This is a genomic window from Gracilinema caldarium (assembly GCF_029265695.1).
GTDB lineage: Bacteria > Spirochaetota > Spirochaetia > Treponematales > Breznakiellaceae > Gracilinema > Gracilinema caldarium_A.
In genome coordinates, this window is sequence record NZ_JAJUHW010000049.1 from 1 (window position 1) to 18488 (window position 18488).

Genomic DNA, 18488 nt, shown 5'->3' on the forward strand with positions numbered 1-18488 from the left:
AATTTCTCCCGGCAGGATCAGATTTAAATCTAACTCATAGCGTTCATTGTTTTGATTATCCACTAGACGAACAAGAGTCTTTATATTCGAAAAACCCGCGGTCCAGGTAGCAGCGAGCGTTCCGGAGAGACTCCCGCCTGAATCTTCATAGAGTAGATCAGAAAGCTGTACTCCCTTTGGTCCCACTTGACCGCTGCAGGACACAGACAGGGGCATTGGGGTAAAACTGGGAATGTCCCGCAGTTCGAGCCTATAGAGATTTACAGACCATTCGTTTTCAGAAAGGAATTTAAAACCCGTATCAAATGAAACGAACATTCTATTTTTGTTGATAGGAATCGGAAACCCATCGGCCTTGCAGTATCCGGACCAAAAACCATCATCGGTCCTGAGCATGGATCCGGACAAGCCATAGGAGCTTTGGAGCGTAATGTTATTTTGGTCCAATATGGCTACTTTTAGCGGGTACTCAATGTTTTCATAGAGAAGATTAGCATCAATCTTGATATCCTGAGGATCAGAAAAATCAGCCAGGCTGGTAAAGCTTGCCGCAAGATCTTTCATAATGAGCTGACCATTTTGAATACTGACCTGCCGTTCGGTGCCAGCAATAGAGGCTATAATGGTGGCCTGGTTGTCTCCATTCAGCGCCAATATAAAGCGCGGGCTTGAATAAGAAAGGTGACGGCCATCGGTGGTAACAAAAATCTCGGTGCTTACCGTTGTTTGTTCCAGCAGATTCTGCGGTATATCCGGGATCCTCGATAGAAATGCAGCTGTAACGGTTTTTATGGCTGAAAGATCCAGATTGTCCAGCTTCACAGAACCCTGAAGGATTTTTTCTGATGATGTATAGACCCCACTTGAGTACAAGCGGCTTACCCGCACATTCTCATAGGATTCTTCATTAACAAAATGGAGGGCCGATAAGTCCCAGGTATAAGTATCCATATTGATATTAACATGGGCATCTACAGCGGAACATAAAAAATCCCCAACAGCAAAAGACTCCCCAAAAACATAGTAATCCGAGCCCCTGGTGGTTATGGTAAAGGTTCCGTCTATTGGTACGCCGGTGGGGCTTAAAATCCGCACCAGCGCAAGATTTCCATTTAAGCTGCGATTTCTAATATCCAATGAACCAGAATACTGTATGATCCCTTGAGAAGACTCGAGGGAAAGACTGGAAATCTTCATCGCTGCCCCCTTGCCTGTCACAGATAGGGCAGCTTGGGTATTCTTCCATGGCAGGGGAATGCGGGCGCTGAGGTTTGCTTCGTATTCAAGCTCATTTCCCGGGGTATAGCTAAACTGTAGGGTGCCAGTACTATTCACATCCAGCCAGGGATCGAGGCTCCCGAGAACACCGCCTGTGGTAAAAAGGCTGCGAGGTACGAAATTTCCGAATTGCAGGCTCCCCTGAAACAGGCGGTCGGTAAAGCTATAGGATAAGGAAAAGGTATAGGGAAGCCAATCCCTTTTTTTATATATTTCCACCTTATCTTTGGTAAAAACAGCATGAATACCGATGGTTTTCATTGATAAAAGAGGGCTTTGCAGCTTTGCTATCACTGCATTCATAGTCCCCGACAGGCTCGCTAAGGACAGGGTCCCCTGCAGATCAAAGGTGCTGGATATACTTGGAACCATTGGTTCGTTTGTATCGAGCCGTATATCAAAACTGCTTTTAATGATTACCTTGTCTTTGAGAGCCGTACCGCTCAGATTAACATACCGAAGAGCAAGCTTCGTCTGGCCAGAAGAAAGAGTTACATTCCCTTTCAGAAGCCGAAACTGTATGCCATTCTTAAAGGAAAAACTTGATATAAGATCGGTCTGTGAAAAAGTCTCTCCTCCCGTCTCTCCTTTAGCCGCGGCCGAAGAACCTGCGATATTTTGCATAAGCGGTAAATCCCGTTCGGTATCAATTGAAAGGACCGGTTTTTCGATACGAACTGACCGGAGACTGTCTGTTAGGTTGCCCTGCAATACTTGCCACAGAGAATATCCCAACCGAAGCCGCTCAATCTGTACAAGCGGGCGGTGATCATCCTTTGCATGTATTTTAATATTCCGAACATCGATGGTGGCAAAAACTGAGGGGCCTATTGAATCATAGGATATGACAAGGCCATATCGTGTCTCGAAGGCGGCTATAGTGGCCTCTTTTATTCCTTCGGCGGCCTGCAAAAGCTTTTTCTTAACACCGCTGGTCAGAAACAAGAGCAGTGTAAAAGCAAGTACAAAACTGGTGAGTTCAATTATCAGTAATCTGGACTTGCTGATGGGTACCACTCTTTCCGACTCCGTGATATAACAATAGCCTATGATACTACAAAACTTTGTGGTCCTGGAAGGTGGGGACGGGACCGGAACTTCGACTCAATTACAGATACTGCGCGGCCGCCTCGCCCACCCATCGGCCGCAGCGAATATAGCTGACCACGATCTGGCCATGGTCCTGCAAGCCGGCCCCTTGCCGCCTGCCGCAGCGAGCACAGCCAGCCCCCTAACCTACTTTACCTTTGAGCCCACCGACGGCCCCATCGGCAGCCTTATCCGGCAGGCCCTGCACCGTTCCCCAGCACTCCATACCCATACCATAGCACATCTTTTTGCGGCAGACCGCTATGAACACCTCTATGGCCAAGGGGGCATCGTGGAACGGTGCAGGGCCGGAGAACTAGTGATCTGCGACCGCTATGTGCCCTCTTCCCTGGTGTACCAGGGGATCTCCTGCGGCGACGACACCCCCGAATACCTCAATGAACACTTTCCCTACCCTGAACTCATCCTCTTTTTTGAGCTTGATCCTGAAATTGCCGAACAGCGGTACGGCAAGCGGGAAAAACAGGACATGTTTGAACACCTGGCATTCCAGAAACAGGTTCACGAAGCCTACGAGCGCATCCTCCCCGACTATTGCCAGCACGGCACCAGGCTCGTCTGTATCGATGCGGGGAAGACCATAGAAGAAGTTGCAGAACAGGTATGGAGGGCTTTGCAAAACCTGCCGATATTCAAAAGGTGAAGTACCCGAAGAAACTGCAGCTTGTAAGTCTTTTCAGCATCCTCTTCCTGTGTCTCCCTGCCATAGGCGGGGGGGCCTATTATGTTCAATACAAAGAACAATATTACAAGCTCTACCACCTGCATTATATCCAGTATCCCGACGATACCATGGAAAACATTTATTGGCTCGAAAAGGCCCTTAAAGCAGACTTTGCAAACCCCCTTTATGCCCTGGCGCTCATAGAAGATAAAACCCAGTGGGAAAAATATCGTTACCTTTTTATGATGCACATCAATCTTAAACTCATTGAACAGTACCTTTTTCTGGGGAACAAATGGAACAAACGAAACGCCTATTTTTACAACGCCCCATGGAAAGAACAGAACCTGGAAAGCCTTAAAACCGCTGAAACCTGCTATAAAACAGCCCTTTACTACTGGAAGGATGCCAAGGACTGGGCCGATAAGGCCCTGGACAAGCGGTTTAGGTTCATCAACCTGGAACGGGTACAGAACTGGGAAGACGAGGCAGGCCGCATCGCCGACGGCAGCTTGAACTACGAAAAAACCATAAACCGGGAACTGGATCTCCTGGCAAAGGTCCGCGAAAAGTTCCAGGCCATGGACGAAAAAACCTATTGAATATACATTGCATCGCCGTAGCTGAAAAACCGGTACCGGTCCCGCACCGCTTCGGCATAGCTCTCCAAAATAAACTCCCGGCCCGCAAAGGCGCTCACCAGCATGAGCAGGGTCGATTCGGGGGTATGAAAATTGGTAAACAGCTGGTCTACCACCTTAAAATGATAGGGGGGATAAATAAATATTGATGTTGCCCCATCGCCCCGCCGCAGCCGGTCCCCCTCCCAGGCAGATTCCAGGGTACGCACGCTGGTGGTTCCCACCGCAATAACAGGCCGTTTTTCCCGTTTTGCCCGTTCTACCGCACTGGCGGTCTCGTCGCTTACCGAATAGGTTTCCTCGTGCATGACATGGTCTTCGATACGGTCCGCGCGGACGGGCATAAAGGTCCCTAACCCCACATGGAGGGTAACAAAGACCCGCTCGATGCCCCGCCCATCCAAGCGCTGTAAAATTTCTTCGGTAAAATGGAGCCCCGCAGTCGGCGCTGCGCTTGATCCGGTGTTTTTGGCATATACGGTCTGGTAGCGCTGGTCATCCTCCGCTTCGTCGGGCCGCTTAATATAGGGCGGGAGCGGTATATGCCCGTAGGTGTCTAGCCAGGCGTCATCAATGGGACGCTCAAAGGCGATGATCCTCAGGTCTCCATCTTCGCCCTCTATTTCTGCCATGGTTCCGTCGGGAAACTGGTAGCGGCTCCCTGCCCTGCGCCGTTTTGCCCGCTTGACCATAGCTTCCCAGCGGCAGCCCCCGAGAAAACGGGTCAGAAGAAACTCGACCTCCGCTCCTGTATCCACGGCGCGGGCAAAAAGCCGGGCCTTGCGGACCCGGGAGTCGTTAAACACCATGAGGGCCCCTTCGGGCACCAAGTCCGGCAGGTCCGCCACCATCCGGTGCTCCCGCTTACCGGTGCTGCGGTTCAGCACCATAAGCCGGCTTTTGCCCCGTTCTTCTGGCGGATGCTGGGCAATCAGTTCGGGGGGAAGTTCAAAAGAGAAGTCCGTTCGATCCATTAGTGCTCCGTTGTATGTTAAGGTGTTCGTAGGCAAAGGGGGTAACCATGCGGCCCCGGGGAGTGCGCTGAAGGAGTCCCGCCTGAATAAGATAGGGTTCATAGTAATCTTCCAGGGTATCCACCGCTTCGCCAACCGAAATAGCCAGGGTTTCAGCCCCTACAGGACCACCGTTATACCGTTCTATAATGATACGGAGAATTTCCCGGTCATAACGCTCAAGACCCAGGGCGTCAATTTCGAGGCGCTTAAGGCCTTCGGCAACCACCTTGCGGCTGATATGGCCCGCCTCAAAAACCTGGGCAAAGTCCCGCATGCGCCGCAAAAGCCGGTTGGCGACCCGAGGTGTTCCCCGGCTCGAAGATGCAATCAGGGCCGCAGCGTCATCATCGATAGAAACCTTAAGGATTCCCGCGGACCTATGAACTATAGCTTCCATGTCAGCCTGTTCGTAAAAGGAAAAACGGCAGGTAATGCCAAAGCGGCTTATGAGAGGACTGGATACCATACCCGCTTTGGTGGTAGCTCCCACCAGGGTAAAGGGTGGTATAGGAATCCGGATGGTCCGGGCACTGGGTCCCTGGCCGATAATCCAGTCTAGTTCATAGTCTTCCATGGCTATGTACAGCATTTCTTCGATAGTAGGCTTAAGCCGGTGAATTTCATCAATAAAAAAAACCGTTCCTTCGGCAACAGTAGTTAGAATACCCGCTAGGTCCTTGGGTTTGTCTAAGGCTGGGGCGCTGGTCACCTTAAAATCTACTCCCAATTCATTGGCAACGACTTGGGCTAAGGTGGTTTTGCCAAGCCCGGGCGGACCAATAAGGAAGAGATGATCAAGGCTTTCCTTCCGCTGTTTTGCGGCGGAAATAAATACCGAAAGATTTTCTTTCATCGCAGCCTGGCCAAGAAACTCCTGTAAAAACCGGGGACGCAGCGACACATCTCGGCTGTCTTCGTCCAGAGGAGTTTCAGGATGTACTATTGATGAAGGGGCGGCGCTTTTTTTATCAGCCATAATCTGTTTTGCTCCTTGCCCTTACTGGCTGCTTAAGATGACGATTGCCTGTTTAAAAATCCGTTTTTCCTTTTCCGCTGCGCTTAAAGACTGGGCTCCACCAGCTCGGCTAGCTGCGCCAACGGCTGCGGCACCTTCGGAGCCGCTGTCAGCCATGTGATCAGCGGATATCTGGGCTGCTGCGGTGGCCACTGCTTCTGCAGCAGCCTTCCGATCATAGCCCATGTCGGCCAGGGCATTCACCAGTTCTTCATGTACGACAGGAAGGCCCGCCGAAGGGGCTGGGCGGGCTAATTTGCCCTTAAGGGCGAGGATCATCTTTTGTGCCGTCTTTTTTCCTAAACCAGGAACCGCTTCGAGCCGGGCAAGGTCTTCGTTTTCAAGCGCCGTTTCCAGGTCTTCCTGGCCGATACCGCTCATAATTTTAACTGCCTGACGGGGTCCGATTCCCTCTACCTTAATCAGTTCAAGAAACGTGTTACGCCGCTCGGTGTTCACAAAACCAAAGAGCCGCATCTGGTCTTCCCGATGGTACAACCATACAAACAGGCGCGCTTCTTCGCCCACAGGAGGCAATCGTTCTATATCGAGGGTGGGGACTGTAATATCCCACTCGATGCCGCCTGAGGAAAGATACAGTACATCGATATGTTTTTCGGTAATTATTCCCCGCAAACTATTGAACATGGCTCCAGTATAGCGGAGAAGCGGGTTATGCGTCTATGAAAATCGGCGTATGGGCACTGCAAAGAGCAGCCCCCAGGGCATCCGCTGCATGATCCGGTTTTGGTATAGTTTCTAGCCCCAGAATAAGCCGTACCAATTCCTGAACCTGTTCTTTTCCGGCGCTTCCCCGGCCGACTACGGCTTGCTTGATTGCCATGGGAGTAAATTCCCGCACCCGGAGTCCCCGCTCTGCCAGGGCCATAGAGACCACCCCACGGGCTTCTGCGACAGGTAAGGCACTGGTGACATTTTTCGCAAAATAGAGGGTTTCTATTGCAGCTTCGGTAGGATTGTATAAATGCAGGAGATCTTTAAATTGGGAATAGATGATAAAGAGCCGCTCGGGCCGTGGAAGGCAGGCTTCTGTTTCGATGCTGCCATGGGCGATATGCAGAATCCGTTGGCCCTGCAGTTCTACCACCCCCCAGCCAGTAGAAGCAAGGCCAGGGTCCACGCCGATAATACGCCGGACCCCGGACTCGGAAATATTACTCTTCTTCGTAATCTTCGGGGACTTCAAGATTATGGTAAACGTTCTGGACGTCGTCGTTTTCTTCGAGCCGGTCAATCATTTTCATGACCTTGCTGGTGGCGTCCTTATCCAAGGTAACCTCCGCATCGGGGATCATGCTGATTTCAGCACTCATAGATTCAAAATTTTTGGCATTCAAGGCGTTTAGAACCGCTTCGAAATCTTCCGGAGTGGTAGTTACCTCGATAATACCGTCGGAGGAGGTTACATCTTCTGCACCGCCTTCGAGGGCTGCTTCCATAATCTGATCTTCGGTATATTTTTCACCGTCAAAAGTAATAATACCCTTGCGCTTAAAGAGCCGGGAAACAGCGCCTGCGGTGGCAAGTGAACCACCAGCCTTGTTCAGGATGTTCCGGACATCCGCAGCAGCCCGGTTTTTATTGTCAGTAAGCACTTCGATAAGCACTGCCACACCACCGGGAGCATAGGCTTCGTAGGTCAGTTCCTCGTAGTTTACCCCTTCCAGTTCACCGGTACCCTTCTTAATAGCCCGTTCAACGTTGTCCTTGGGCATGTTGGCGGCTTTGGCTTTAAGAATAGCGGTACGGAGCCGGGGATTGGCATCGGGATCACCGCCTCCCATGCGGGCTGCGATGGAAATTTCTTTGATTAACTTAGTAAACATCTGGCCGCGCTTTGCATCGGCGGCACCCTTCTTGTGTTTTATGGTGGCCCATTTACTGTGACCGGACATGATAACTCCTTATTTCGGGGGGGATGTAACGATGTATAGTGATATCACAGGGGAGAAAATATTGTCAACCGTCCCGTATTTTGCGGTTCATTGCAAAATAACGGAACGGTCTTGCATAAAACACAGAGGTTTAGATAGCGTCGAATTTACCTTTCTGTACGGCCTTTTCAATAGATTCGGTCATAACCCGTTCATACCATTCATAATTAAAGGGATGCTTGGTCCTGACAATGGGTTTTAAGACAAGTTCTAGCTGATCCTTGCAGGGCTCGCAAAGATCCCGATCCTTGATATGAAAATAATTCCGATCCTTGACGGGGTTCTGAATAGCGCGTTTGCATACATCGCACACAAGGGTCTTCATGGCAAACTCCTTCTTATCAAATTACCTAGCTGCTGGATAATCTCGAAGACCACCAGCAAATTCAATTATAAAATAATACTCTATTGCATGAAAAATACAAGTATGGAATGATGGAAATATGAATGATTTCGCCTTTTTACCTCTCCAGCCCCTGATCATTGCTGAATTAGGTACCGGTCATGGCGGGGATATCGGTAAAGCAAAAGAACTGGTTCAGGCTGCATTGGAAGCCGGTGCAGACTGCATAAAATTTCAGCTTGTCTATGCCGACGAGATACTACACCCCAATACAGGAATTGTACCCCTTCCCGGTGGTAACATTAGGCTCTATGATCGGTTTAAGCAGCTCGAAGTTCCCCTTTCATTCTATGAGGAACTAAAAGGATACATCGAAGACAAAGGGAAACTCTTTCTCTGTACCCCCTTCGGCCTTCGCAGCGCCCGGGAGCTTGCATCGCTCAACATAGGGTTGATGAAAATCGCTTCGCCAGAGCTTAACCATATACCCCTTTTAGAAACCGTTGCATCCTTAAAGCTGCCCACTATACTTTCGAGTGGTGTCTCCCTTTTAGCGGACATAGAACTTGCCCTTTCCTATTTTTCTGAACAGGTCCCGATCTGTCTCCTTCACTGTGTTACCGCCTATCCAGCTCCAGAAGCAGACTACAACGTGCGACTTCTGGAAAATCTTCGGCGTATTTTTGGCATACCCCTCGGGGTAAGCGACCATAGTATGGATCCAGTTTTGGTACCATCTCTCGCAACCCTTTTCGGCGCCAGTGTTATTGAAAAGCATTTTTGTATCTCCCGCACAGACCCTGGTCTCGATGATCCCATAGCTCTACCACCCGAAGACTTTGCCCGTATGGTACACTCAGTCCGGGAGGTACAGAAACGAATCCATGATCGGCTCATCGATTGGATGGGAACACCGCTCATCAATGCGCTTCAGTATCAAAGCATAGCCATGTTTCTGGAGAGCCCGGAATATCTTGAAGCACAACAGGATATTCTGAGGGAATATAAAACCGCCTTTGGGGCTGAACGTATTGACGCAATTCTTGGAGATGGTATCAAACGGCTTGCGCCATCTGAAAAGGCAAATTATGATAGAACCAACAGATCTATTCACGCGGTACGGACTATTCCCGCAGGAACCGTTATCGGCGAAGCAGATGTGGCAATTCTCAGGACCGAAAAGGTACTGCGGCCCGGACTGCACCCCCGCTGGCTATCCCATGTCATTGGTCGAACAGCCAGGACAGACATCCCTGCGGGGGAAGGAATCCGTTTTGACGATTTATAGGAGAATAATACTTCATGAATATTCCAACAGGAGCCGCCCAATATCTTGCCCGTTTTGCTGACCAGCAGGTGAGCTGCAGCCAGTATGCCCTGCAAAAACTTGGTGTAGAAAAGACCGGTTCGTTCATCAAGATTGATGAATATACCATTCTGTGTGCCCCCTTTCAGCTCGGTTTTAAGCGGGGCATCTTTCTTGCATCCCTTTCCAAACAGGAAATGACCTTTTTTCAGCGGTATTTGAATGGAATAGTTGGTGTTTCCATGACCTTTGTACAGCCAAATCGTAAAGAGCCCTTAAAGCTTTTTATCCGGGGCAGTCTGGCAGCGATTGGTCCCATGAAGGGCAAGGATAATGTGGGGCTCCTCGTCGTGGATTATAAAAACTCTCCCGATGACTATGTGGTCATTCTGGGAACACACCTTGAATACATGGAACTCCTGAGGACTAAATGGGAGGACTACGGCAAAACGGTAATAAAAATGACCCCCAACACAGCTCAGACTATGGGATACAATATGTATGCCACCATTACAGAGCCCAATAAGGGAGGAAGCAGAATACAGCTGTTCGGCCTCAGTTCACAGAAAATTGAACACTTGGAATCGATGAACAGTACTGAACGGCCTGCGGGTACTGCGGTGGCCTACCAGCTCTATTTTCGCAAGTATCGCATCGCTGTGGGAGGTACCATAGAAAGTGCTACCCGGCTTCCCACGGGCATTGTAAAAACCCAGGCGAACCTTGCCTTTAGCCCCGAGCTGGTGGAAATATTGGACGATTACCACTTTGCAGAGCGGGCAAAACGGCTTAACAGTGCTCAGCAATAAGTTTGAGTCCCCGGAGTGTCAGGTCCTTATCAACATAATTAAACACCTTAGTAAGCGGAGCGATGACATCACAGAGACCGCCCGTGGCGATGACTTTAAGGTCCGTTTCCATATCGTCCCGTATACGGGCAATCATATATTCCACCAGCCCTGTATACCCATAGACGACACCGGCCTGGATGGCATGAAGGGTGTTTTTTCCGTAAGGAGCGGGGGGGACCGCAAGCTGGACATAGGGGAGCTGGGCTGTATCCCGAGAAAGAGCATTGACCGCAGTTCCGAGTCCGGGAGCAATGGCGACCCCCTGCATGGTGCCTTGGGCATCCACAATGGTAAAAGTTAGGGCGGTACCAAAGTCCACCACGACACAGGCACCTTTGCAGGTTGTAAAGGCAGCCATAGCATCTGCGACAAGGTCAGCCCCTACTTCGTAGGGATTCACCACATGGATGGGGAGCTTTTCGTATATTCCGGGGCCGACCACCACCGGCGTTTGGCCGGTAAAGCGCTCTACCATGGTAATCATAGGATCGGTAAGTGATGGAACTACCGACGAAAGACATACTTTTCTGAGTTTTTTAGGATCTAAATCCTTGTCCTGGAACAGAGAACGAAAGAGGGTTCCGTATTCGTCTTCTGTTTTTTTTGCCACCGTATGGAGACGCCAGCTAAATAGTAGGGTATCTCCTTTCCAGACACCGGCGACGATATTAGAATTACCTACATCAATGGTTAAAAGCATACTGGTTCCTCGTAAAAGACCTTGCAATGGCTGGTTGAGTATGGCATTATGCTGGCATATTTATAGATTTGGAGCAATACCATGGCCCCACTTATTGAACCCCGGGTCCTTAAGGGCTTTCGGGATTTTTTGCCCGCTGCTGAAATTGAACGGCGGGAACTCACTGAACAGATAGAAACTTCGTTTCGATCCTTCGGCTTTGTCCCTATTGATACCCCTGCCCTTGAATATACCGAAATTTTGCTTGGCAAGGGGGGCGGTGAAACGGAAAAACAGGTGTACCGGTTCCGGGACCACGGAGACCGGGATGTGGCCCTGCGCTTTGATCTCACGGTTCCCTTTGCCCGCTTTATGGCAGAACACCGATCCGAGCTTCCCTTACCTTTTAAGCGCTATCATATTGCTAAGGTCTGGCGGGGTGAAAACACCCAGCGCGGTCGTTACCGTGAGTTTACTCAGTGCGATTTTGATATTGTTGGAAGCGAAAGCGCCGGTGCAGATTTTGAGATACTCCTCATGATGCGGGAGACGCTGCGCTCTATTGGGGTTGGTGACGTAACAATTAGAATGAATCACCGCGGTGTATTTAACCGTTTTCTGAGACGCCTCGGTATAGAAGATAAATCAGTCGAAATCCTACGCACGGTGGATAAGCTTTCAAAGATTGGTATGGAGTCTACTTTTTTACAACTTTCAGAGCTCATTGGTCCGGAAAAAGCGCAAAATGTATTAAATTATATACAACCTCACAATACTTATAAAGAAACTCTCGCGGCAATAACGGAAGCCGCAGGCGGTCCTGGACCTGATACGGAACGGCTTGAGACCCTGCACCGTTTTATGGAAGATGCGGGTATTGCGGATATCTTCGTTCTTGACCCTTCTATTACCCGAGGATTGGATTACTATACCGGCGTTGTTTATGAGACGTTCCTTAATGATTTGCCAGATATCGGTTCTGTTTGTTCAGGTGGCCGCTATGACAATTTGGCAGCTCTATATTCAAAAGAGCAGCTCCCCGGTGTGGGCGCTTCCATAGGGCTTGACCGGCTCATTGCGGCCCTCGAAGCCCTGGGCCGCACAAAAAAAGCACTTGGGTACGCTCAAGTTGCGATTGCCTGTACCGATGAAAGCCTGGGGGGACATTACCAGCGGCTTGCTTCCCAGCTTCGCTGTGCGGGCGTTTCTTGTGAGGTTTTTACCGAGGCAAAAAAAATTACCCAGCAGTACGCTTTGGCCGAAAAAAAAGGCGCCCGCTGGGTTATCATATGCCCAGAGGACGCCTTTACTCATGAACCGCTTCGGCTTACCCTTCGGGAGCTTACAAGCCGAAGGGATACAGAAGGATTAGCCGTAGAAGAGCTTATCAGGATTGTGAAGGGGTAAAACGGCGGTATACATTCTCTAACAAAGTACAGGAGTTCTCTATGGTCCAGCGCTGCCCCTGGGCCAGCGCTTCCTGCCGCTTTTGTTCAAGCAGGGACGGGTTCTTAAGCAACAAGAGAATTTTTTCTGCCACAGACTCGGCATTATTTTCAGCTAAAAGGCCGCCCCGCTCTCCTTCCATAACTTCTGCGGTTCCCATTTCGTTTACACCCACCACTGGAGTTCCGCAGAGCATGGATTCTATTGTTACGAGCCCCTGAGTTTCAGTAACCGAAGGGAAGGTAAAAATTGTTGCAATTGAATAATAAAGCGGAAGTTCCGTTCTAGGTACGTAACCAGTAAAATGGACGTGATTTTGGATGCCCGCATTTTGAGCTTTATGCCGCAATTCTTCCCGAACTGGGCCATCTCCAATAAAAATCAGATTTGCTTCAGATATCTCCTGCAAAACTTTTATAAAAGCATCCATTAAAAGCAACACATTTTTTTCATAGCCAAGCCGACCCGCAAAAAGCAATATTGGACCAGAAGATAGAGCCGGGAACCGTTGTGCAATCTTAGCGCGGAATTCCGACGCTTCTTGCAGACGGGGATAAAACAAACTATTGTCTACACCGTTGGGGATGCAAACGATTTCCCGTTGCACTCCATAACGACGAAGGACTGCTTCGATCTGACGCGATGGAACAATAACAACTGTATCGCGGTTATACACTTGCCGCATTAGTATACGAGCAATTGTTTTTCCTAAAAAAGGTGGTAAAAAATGGAGATAATTGCTAATATACATTTCCCAGTGGGTATGACAGGTAGAAATAATAGGAAACCCCCGGTGATGACAATAGCGACGCCCCATCTGACCGATAGAAAACTCAGTTTGTATATGTACCACGTCAGGTTTAAAAGCATCGAGCTCGCGGAAAACCTCAGGCTCATACCAAAGTTTTGCAAGCCTATCTTCTTTGGATACCACTGCGGGCAGACTCGGAATTCGGAGGGTAGGTACTGGTTCCTCCAGGGCCATCACATCCAGTTCTGGATAGGAGGGACAGACAATAAGTAACTTGTGACCCCGTTTTACAAGGTTCTTGGCAAATTCATCCATCGAGGAAACCACCCCATTTACTCTGGGGCGGTATGCATCAGAAACAAAGACTATGTTCAAAAAACACCTCTTACCGTTTTTCGTAATTCTTTTCTATCCAGGTGCGGTACTCGCCGGAACGGACGTGGTGTACCCAGTTAGGATTATCGAGGTACCAGCGAACGGTTTTGCGGAGCCCCTGTTCAAAGCTAACAGACTGCATCCATCCGAGTTCAGACTTGAGCTTGGTGCAGTCTATGGCGTAACGGCGGTCGTAAATTAAGATCTAAATTGAGAAAAATAATTTCAATTCATTGCAGAGTTAATTTTTTGAATAATTGTTTCCTTTTGAAATTTATTTTGAATCTTTTTTATATTTTGTATCCATTTCTCATATTTATGATCACTTGGTGATGGCAATTGACAAATTTTTTTAAAAATATCCCTTTCATTTACATGACAACTTATACCGATGTCATTTTCAAATACTAATCTTGATATTTCTCCTTCAGTTATTGCTACTATAGGTTTTCCTGCAGCTAAATAAGTTTGAAATTTTGCTGGAATTGTTAAACTAATTAATTTATTACTAGAAAGTGATAGTAAAGAATAATCACATTGCTTTATACAACTTAGAACTTGATTTTGCGGTATCCTATCATAAAAAATGATATTCTTTACACAAAGACTTTCAACTAATTGTTCATACTCTTTTCGCTTATTACCATCTCCTAAAATATATAAAACAAATTGTTCATGATTCAAACTAGCAAATGCTTTTATTACAACATCAAGCGCTTGCATACTTCCAATATTACCTGTAAAAATAAATTTCATTCTAGTATCATTAATAACCAAAGATGTTTGTTTTGAATTTATTACTTCATCTGGAACCCATTGGGGAATAAATTCAATATTTTTTCCTTTAACATATGGTTTAAGTCTCTTAATAAAACCGGGGCTACTAACAAAAATATTATCACAATACTTATAAATTATTTTAACAAATTGTTTTAATAAGAATGCAAATAAACCTTTTTGAGGAAATCCATATGCAAAAACTGCATCAGGCCATACATCCTGTGTCCATATTGTTATCTTTAATTTTCGAAAAATCTTTATAGGAATTATAGCCAAAGCTTGAGTTAAAGGACCTGTATGATAAACAAATATTTCATCAACATTTTTAGATTGAATAAAAGCATAAATTACTTCCCGGATCATAAACAGAAAATAGTTTAGCATTTTAAAAAATATATTTTTGCTATAACCAATAACTGTAGGGAATCTTATTATCCGAACATTATTTATAATTTCTGTAGTTTTTTTATTTTTATAACCATAATAAATTTTATCACCAGGATATGAAGGTATTTGAGTAGTTACAACAACATATTTTCCCTGTTTTACCCATGTTTCAGCAAGATCGGTTATAAGGAATGGTTCCGGAGCATATCGCTCTGTTATTATTAATATTCTTTTATTTTTTCCAGACATTTCTATTTACATAATCAATATAACTTATAATTATTCTAACAACTTTTTCAGAAACATTTGGCATTGTATAATCATTTATTTCTCTAAAAGTACGATCAGAACCTCTTGTTTGCTTCATAGCTATCGCAGCTGCTTCAATAATCCTTTCTGGGTTTAAACCAGTCATGATTACTGAAGCTTCTTCCATACCCTCTGGTCGTTCATGAGCTTCTCGAATATTTAATGCTGGAAAATTAAGTATTGAAGATTCCTCAGTTATTGTACCCGAATCAGAGAGTACAAGCTTTGCATTAATTTGCAAATTTACATATTCAGTAAAAGACATAGGTTTTTGCGTTTTTATTAAGTTATTTAATTTAATATTATATTGCTCTAATTTCTTTCTTGTACGCGGATGTGTAGACACTATAATAGGCAACTTATATATATCTGCAATGTTATTTAAACTGTTTGCAAATTTTTTTAATTGATCTTCAAAATCAACATTCTCTTCACGATGACAACTTACAAGAAAAAAAGACTCCCTTTCAAGATTATGCTTAGTCAAAGCATCAGATGCTTTAATTTTAGGCATATAATATTGCAATACTTCATACATTGGAGAACCTGTTTTAATAATTCTATCAGCAGAGATGCCTTCAAATAATAAATAATCTCTAGCAATAGACGAATATGGCATATTAATGTCAGCAATATGATCAACAATTTTCCTATTAATCTCTTCTGGAACTCTTTGATCAAAACAACGGTTACCTGCTTCCATATGAAAAATTGGTATTTTTCGTCGCTTAGCAGGTAGTGCTGCTAGACATGAATTTGTATCTCCAAGCACTAATAAAGCATCTGGCTTGACTTCTGCTAACAATCTATCAGCTTTTTCGATTATAGTACCGATTGTCTGCATTGCTGTCTCACCAGCCGCATCTAAAAAGTAGTCTGGTTTTCTTAACTCTAAATCATCGAAAAAAATCTTATTAAGCTCATAATCATAATTTTGACCTGTATGTACTAGAATGTGTTCTACATACTCATCAAGCTTCGCCATTACTCGCGATAGACGAATAATTTCAGGTCGTGTACCTACAATTGTTATTACTCTTGTTTTTTTCATTAACTAAACCTCGCTGTAATATGTGTCTGGATTATTTGGATTATAAACTTCATTTGCCCAGAATAAAGTAATTAAATCAGTTTTTCCAATATTTGTAATGTTATGCGTCCATCCAGGTGGTATGTCGATTATTTTACACTCATATCCTTCAACATAAATTTCATTAATCTCACCTGTAACCATGTGACGAAGTTTAATAACCGCTGACCCATCAAGTATACAAAATTTTTCTACTTTAGTATCATGATAATGATTTCCTCTAGTAACCCCAGGAAGTGTTCTTGAAACAAATATTTGTCCAGCATATTTTGATTTTATTAGCTCAAATAAATAGCCTCTCTGATCCTCTTTTTTTTCAGCATTATATATTATATCACTAGTATCATAGTATGATAAAAAAGTACTATATAAATATTTTTGTAATTTATCTGAAAAATCAGGTAAATCACCACCTTTTCGTATGTGCAAGCATTGTTGTAATATTTCCGCAAGTCTACCAAGAGTAATGGCATATGTAGGTCCAGGAATAATTGGTTCAGCTTGATATTTTACATTATTTTCAAGATGTTTTATAAGGGTTGAAACTACATCATCAATATAAATAAAATTTATTTCTTTGTCTTTATCAATAATTGTTATAGGTTCATTATGTGTTAAACTATAACAAAATGTGGCGACCACTGAATTATAAAACGGTTTACACCATTTACCAAAAACATTTGGAAGTCTATAAATACAGATTTTATTACCTGTTTCTAGCCAATATTTTTTAATTTCTTCTTCAGCTGTTTTTTTTGAAACACCATAAGGATTATCCAAATCAGCTTGTATTGAAGATGTCATTATAATGGGAGGTGGATTTTTTATTGTTTTTAGTATTTGTAATATTTGTTTTATTAAACCAACATTACCAGTATTAAAATCTTCAAGATTTTGTGGTCTATTAACTCCCGCAAGATGAAATACGACATCAGCTATAGCTAATGATTTTTCTAATTTTTCATATGTATCATCTTTATCGTATTCAATAACTGATATAGATTTCTGACGTTTAAGGGCTAAAATTAGATTTTTACCAATAAAACCTTTGGCCCCAGTAACAATTATATTTTTCATACTCCTTCATCCTCTTTGTCTTCAAGAGCCATTTTTACATAATCAAGATTTAATAACATTTTTTTCAACTCATCTTTTGTTAACCGATAAGTATTATGGGAATTATATTCATCAACTTGTTCAGCTTTTTTATCACCTCTATCGATATATAGATGATAATTCAAATCTCTTGTATCTGCTGGTACACGATAATAATTACCCATATCAATTGCTTTAACTGCTTCCTCTTTTGCTAGTAATGTTTCATATAATTTCTCACCATGTCTGGTCCCAATTATTTTAATTTCGCTTTTACCATTAAAGATTTCCTTTAATACTTCAGCTAGATCATGTATTGTAGCAGCTGGTGCTTTTTGAACAAATATATCTCCTTGTTCAGCATTATTAAATGCAAATAAAACCAATTCGACTGCCTGTGGTAATGACATCATAAATCTTGTCATATTTGGATTTGTGATAGTTAAAGGCAAACCTGCTTTAAGTTGTTTTATAAATAATGGTATAACTGATCCTCTTGAGGCCATAACATTGCCATAGCGTGTTCCTGCTAATAATGGTTGATCTTTTGTAAGATTTCTTGATTTTGCAATCATAACTTTTTCCATTAATGCTTTTGACATACCCATTGCATTGATTGGGTAAACTGCTTTATCAGTTGATAAAACAATGACTTTTTTTACATTACAAGCTATAGCTGCTTCTAATGTATTAGCTGTTCCTACAACATTAGTTTTTACAGCTTCAAGAGGATAAAATTCACAAGATGGAACTTGTTTGAGTGCGGCCGCTGAAAATACAAAATCCACTCCACGCATTGCGGCATGTATTGAGTCATAATCTCTTACATCACCGATATAAAATTTAATTTTGTCATTTTTATATTTATGTCTCATATCATCTTGTTTTTTTTCATCTCTACTAAATATTCGAATTTCACCGATATTGGTGTTAAGAAATCTTTTTAAAACTGCATTCCCAAAAGAACCAGTTCCACCGGTAATAAGTAAGATTTTATCTTTAAACATTTATCTACTCCTTTAAATTTAAAATAAAAAACTTTTCACTTCTTCACTATTTTTTAATTTTGCAATACTTCTTTATTATACTATTTTAAACCTATAAAATACAAAAATTAAATTTTATTGTTCCATTTTTTATTTAGTCTTATACTATCATTAAGCAATAAGAATCCTCCTTTAAAAAATTATTATAAATATTTATATTCTATAATTCTTATACTATTTCTAATCATATTTATATATTCATCATTATCTATTGTATACATAAATATTTTTTTATTTTATAGCAATTTTATGAATATAAAAAATATTTTATTATATAATTTTTTACAATCTTTTATATGTAACTTATATGTTTTAGATTCGTTTAATCTAATATAAAAATATTCGTGATAC

Annotated in this window: 18 protein-coding genes and 1 pseudogene; 5 read left to right on the forward strand and 14 right to left on the reverse strand. The window is 44.0% G+C overall.

Annotation, left to right across the window (positions count from 1 at the left end):
* Window positions 1-2295, reverse strand: a 2295-nt coding sequence (locus Q7P68_RS12280; RefSeq protein ID WP_304226109.1) for an AsmA family protein, incomplete at its 3' end; no start/stop codon positions are given.
* 31 nt (window positions 2296-2326) lie between these two features.
* Here Q7P68_RS12280 and tmk point away from each other — a divergent pair.
* Both tmk and Q7P68_RS12290 read left to right on the forward strand, forming a co-directional pair.
* Entirely contained in the window at window positions 2327-3031 is a 705-nt protein-coding gene (gene tmk, locus Q7P68_RS12285) for a dTMP kinase (protein ID WP_304226111.1), read from the forward strand.
* On the forward strand, window positions 2992-3654 hold the full coding sequence (locus Q7P68_RS12290; RefSeq protein WP_304226113.1) for a hypothetical protein: 663 nt from the start codon (window positions 2992-2994) through the stop codon (window positions 3652-3654). The genes tmk and Q7P68_RS12290 overlap by 40 nt, the downstream gene beginning before the upstream one ends.
* Here Q7P68_RS12290 and queA read toward each other — a convergent pair.
* The 6 genes from queA to Q7P68_RS12320 form a co-directional block, all read right to left on the reverse strand.
* Window positions 3648-4667, reverse strand: a complete 1020-nt coding sequence (gene queA, locus Q7P68_RS12295) for a tRNA preQ1(34) S-adenosylmethionine ribosyltransferase-isomerase QueA (protein WP_304226115.1) — start codon at window positions 4665-4667, stop codon at window positions 3648-3650. The genes Q7P68_RS12290 and queA overlap by 7 nt on opposite strands.
* The gene (gene ruvB, locus Q7P68_RS12300; RefSeq protein WP_304226116.1) at window positions 4642-5685 is read right to left on the reverse strand and encodes a Holliday junction branch migration DNA helicase RuvB; all 1044 of its coding nucleotides are present in this window, start codon (window positions 5683-5685) and stop codon (window positions 4642-4644) included. The genes queA and ruvB overlap by 26 nt, the downstream gene beginning before the upstream one ends.
* A 21-nt stretch (window positions 5686-5706) precedes the next feature.
* On the reverse strand, window positions 5707-6372 hold the full coding sequence (gene ruvA / locus Q7P68_RS12305; RefSeq protein WP_304226118.1) for a Holliday junction branch migration protein RuvA: 666 nt from the start codon (window positions 6370-6372) through the stop codon (window positions 5707-5709).
* A 25-nt stretch (window positions 6373-6397) separates the two neighbouring features.
* Window positions 6398-6931 (reverse strand): crossover junction endodeoxyribonuclease RuvC, encoded by a 534-nt coding sequence (gene ruvC, locus Q7P68_RS12310; RefSeq protein WP_304226120.1) that lies wholly within the window; start codon window positions 6929-6931, stop codon window positions 6398-6400.
* Window positions 6900-7640: a YebC/PmpR family DNA-binding transcriptional regulator gene (locus Q7P68_RS12315; protein ID WP_304226122.1), complete on the reverse strand. Its 741-nt coding sequence runs from the start codon at window positions 7638-7640 to the stop codon at window positions 6900-6902. The genes ruvC and Q7P68_RS12315 overlap by 32 nt, the downstream gene beginning before the upstream one ends.
* Before the next feature lie 130 nt (window positions 7641-7770).
* Entirely contained in the window at window positions 7771-8004 is a 234-nt protein-coding gene (locus Q7P68_RS12320; RefSeq protein ID WP_304226124.1) for a hypothetical protein, read from the reverse strand.
* A 118-nt stretch (window positions 8005-8122) separates the two neighbouring features.
* Here Q7P68_RS12320 and Q7P68_RS12325 point away from each other — a divergent pair, with 118 nt between their 5' ends.
* Entirely contained in the window at window positions 8123-9310 is a 1188-nt protein-coding gene (locus Q7P68_RS12325; RefSeq protein ID WP_304226126.1) for an N-acetylneuraminate synthase family protein, read from the forward strand.
* Between the two features lie 14 nt (window positions 9311-9324).
* Window positions 9325-10137: a PilZN3 domain-containing protein gene (locus tag Q7P68_RS12330; protein ID WP_304226128.1), complete on the forward strand. Its 813-nt coding sequence runs from the start codon at window positions 9325-9327 to the stop codon at window positions 10135-10137.
* Here the strand turns inward: Q7P68_RS12330 and Q7P68_RS12335 are convergent.
* Window positions 10118-10879 carry a type III pantothenate kinase gene (locus tag Q7P68_RS12335; protein WP_304226129.1) on the reverse strand — a complete coding sequence of 254 codons (762 nt, stop codon included), beginning with the start codon at window positions 10877-10879 and terminating at the stop codon, window positions 10118-10120. The genes Q7P68_RS12330 and Q7P68_RS12335 overlap by 20 nt on opposite strands.
* Before the next feature lie 81 nt (window positions 10880-10960).
* Between Q7P68_RS12335 and hisS the strand changes: the two genes are divergently transcribed.
* A complete protein-coding gene (gene hisS, locus Q7P68_RS12340; protein ID WP_304226131.1) occupies window positions 10961-12265 on the forward strand; it encodes a histidine--tRNA ligase in 1305 nt (434 codons plus the stop codon).
* Here hisS and Q7P68_RS12345 read toward each other — a convergent pair.
* The 6 genes and pseudogenes from Q7P68_RS12345 to Q7P68_RS12370 form a co-directional block, all read right to left on the reverse strand.
* A complete protein-coding gene (locus Q7P68_RS12345; protein WP_304226141.1) occupies window positions 12246-13382 on the reverse strand; it encodes a glycosyltransferase in 1137 nt (378 codons plus the stop codon). The genes hisS and Q7P68_RS12345 overlap by 20 nt on opposite strands.
* A gap of 58 nt (window positions 13383-13440) precedes the next feature.
* Window positions 13441-13626, reverse strand: a pseudogene (locus Q7P68_RS12350) (dTDP-glucose 4,6-dehydratase); the annotation flags it as partial.
* Between the two features lie 29 nt (window positions 13627-13655).
* Window positions 13656-14846: a glycosyltransferase family 4 protein gene (locus Q7P68_RS12355; protein WP_304226133.1), complete on the reverse strand. Its 1191-nt coding sequence runs from the start codon at window positions 14844-14846 to the stop codon at window positions 13656-13658.
* Window positions 14830-15957, reverse strand: coding sequence for a non-hydrolyzing UDP-N-acetylglucosamine 2-epimerase (gene wecB / locus Q7P68_RS12360; protein ID WP_304226135.1), 1128 nt, complete (start codon window positions 15955-15957; stop codon window positions 14830-14832). Before wecB ends, Q7P68_RS12355 begins: the two co-directional genes overlap by 17 nt.
* A gap of 3 nt (window positions 15958-15960) precedes the next feature.
* A complete protein-coding gene (locus Q7P68_RS12365) occupies window positions 15961-17073 on the reverse strand; it encodes a polysaccharide biosynthesis C-terminal domain-containing protein (protein WP_304226137.1) in 1113 nt (370 codons plus the stop codon).
* Window positions 17070-18098: a polysaccharide biosynthesis protein gene (locus Q7P68_RS12370; protein WP_304226139.1), complete on the reverse strand. Its 1029-nt coding sequence runs from the start codon at window positions 18096-18098 to the stop codon at window positions 17070-17072. Before Q7P68_RS12370 ends, Q7P68_RS12365 begins: the two co-directional genes overlap by 4 nt.
* Window positions 18099-18488 lie beyond the last annotated feature (390 nt).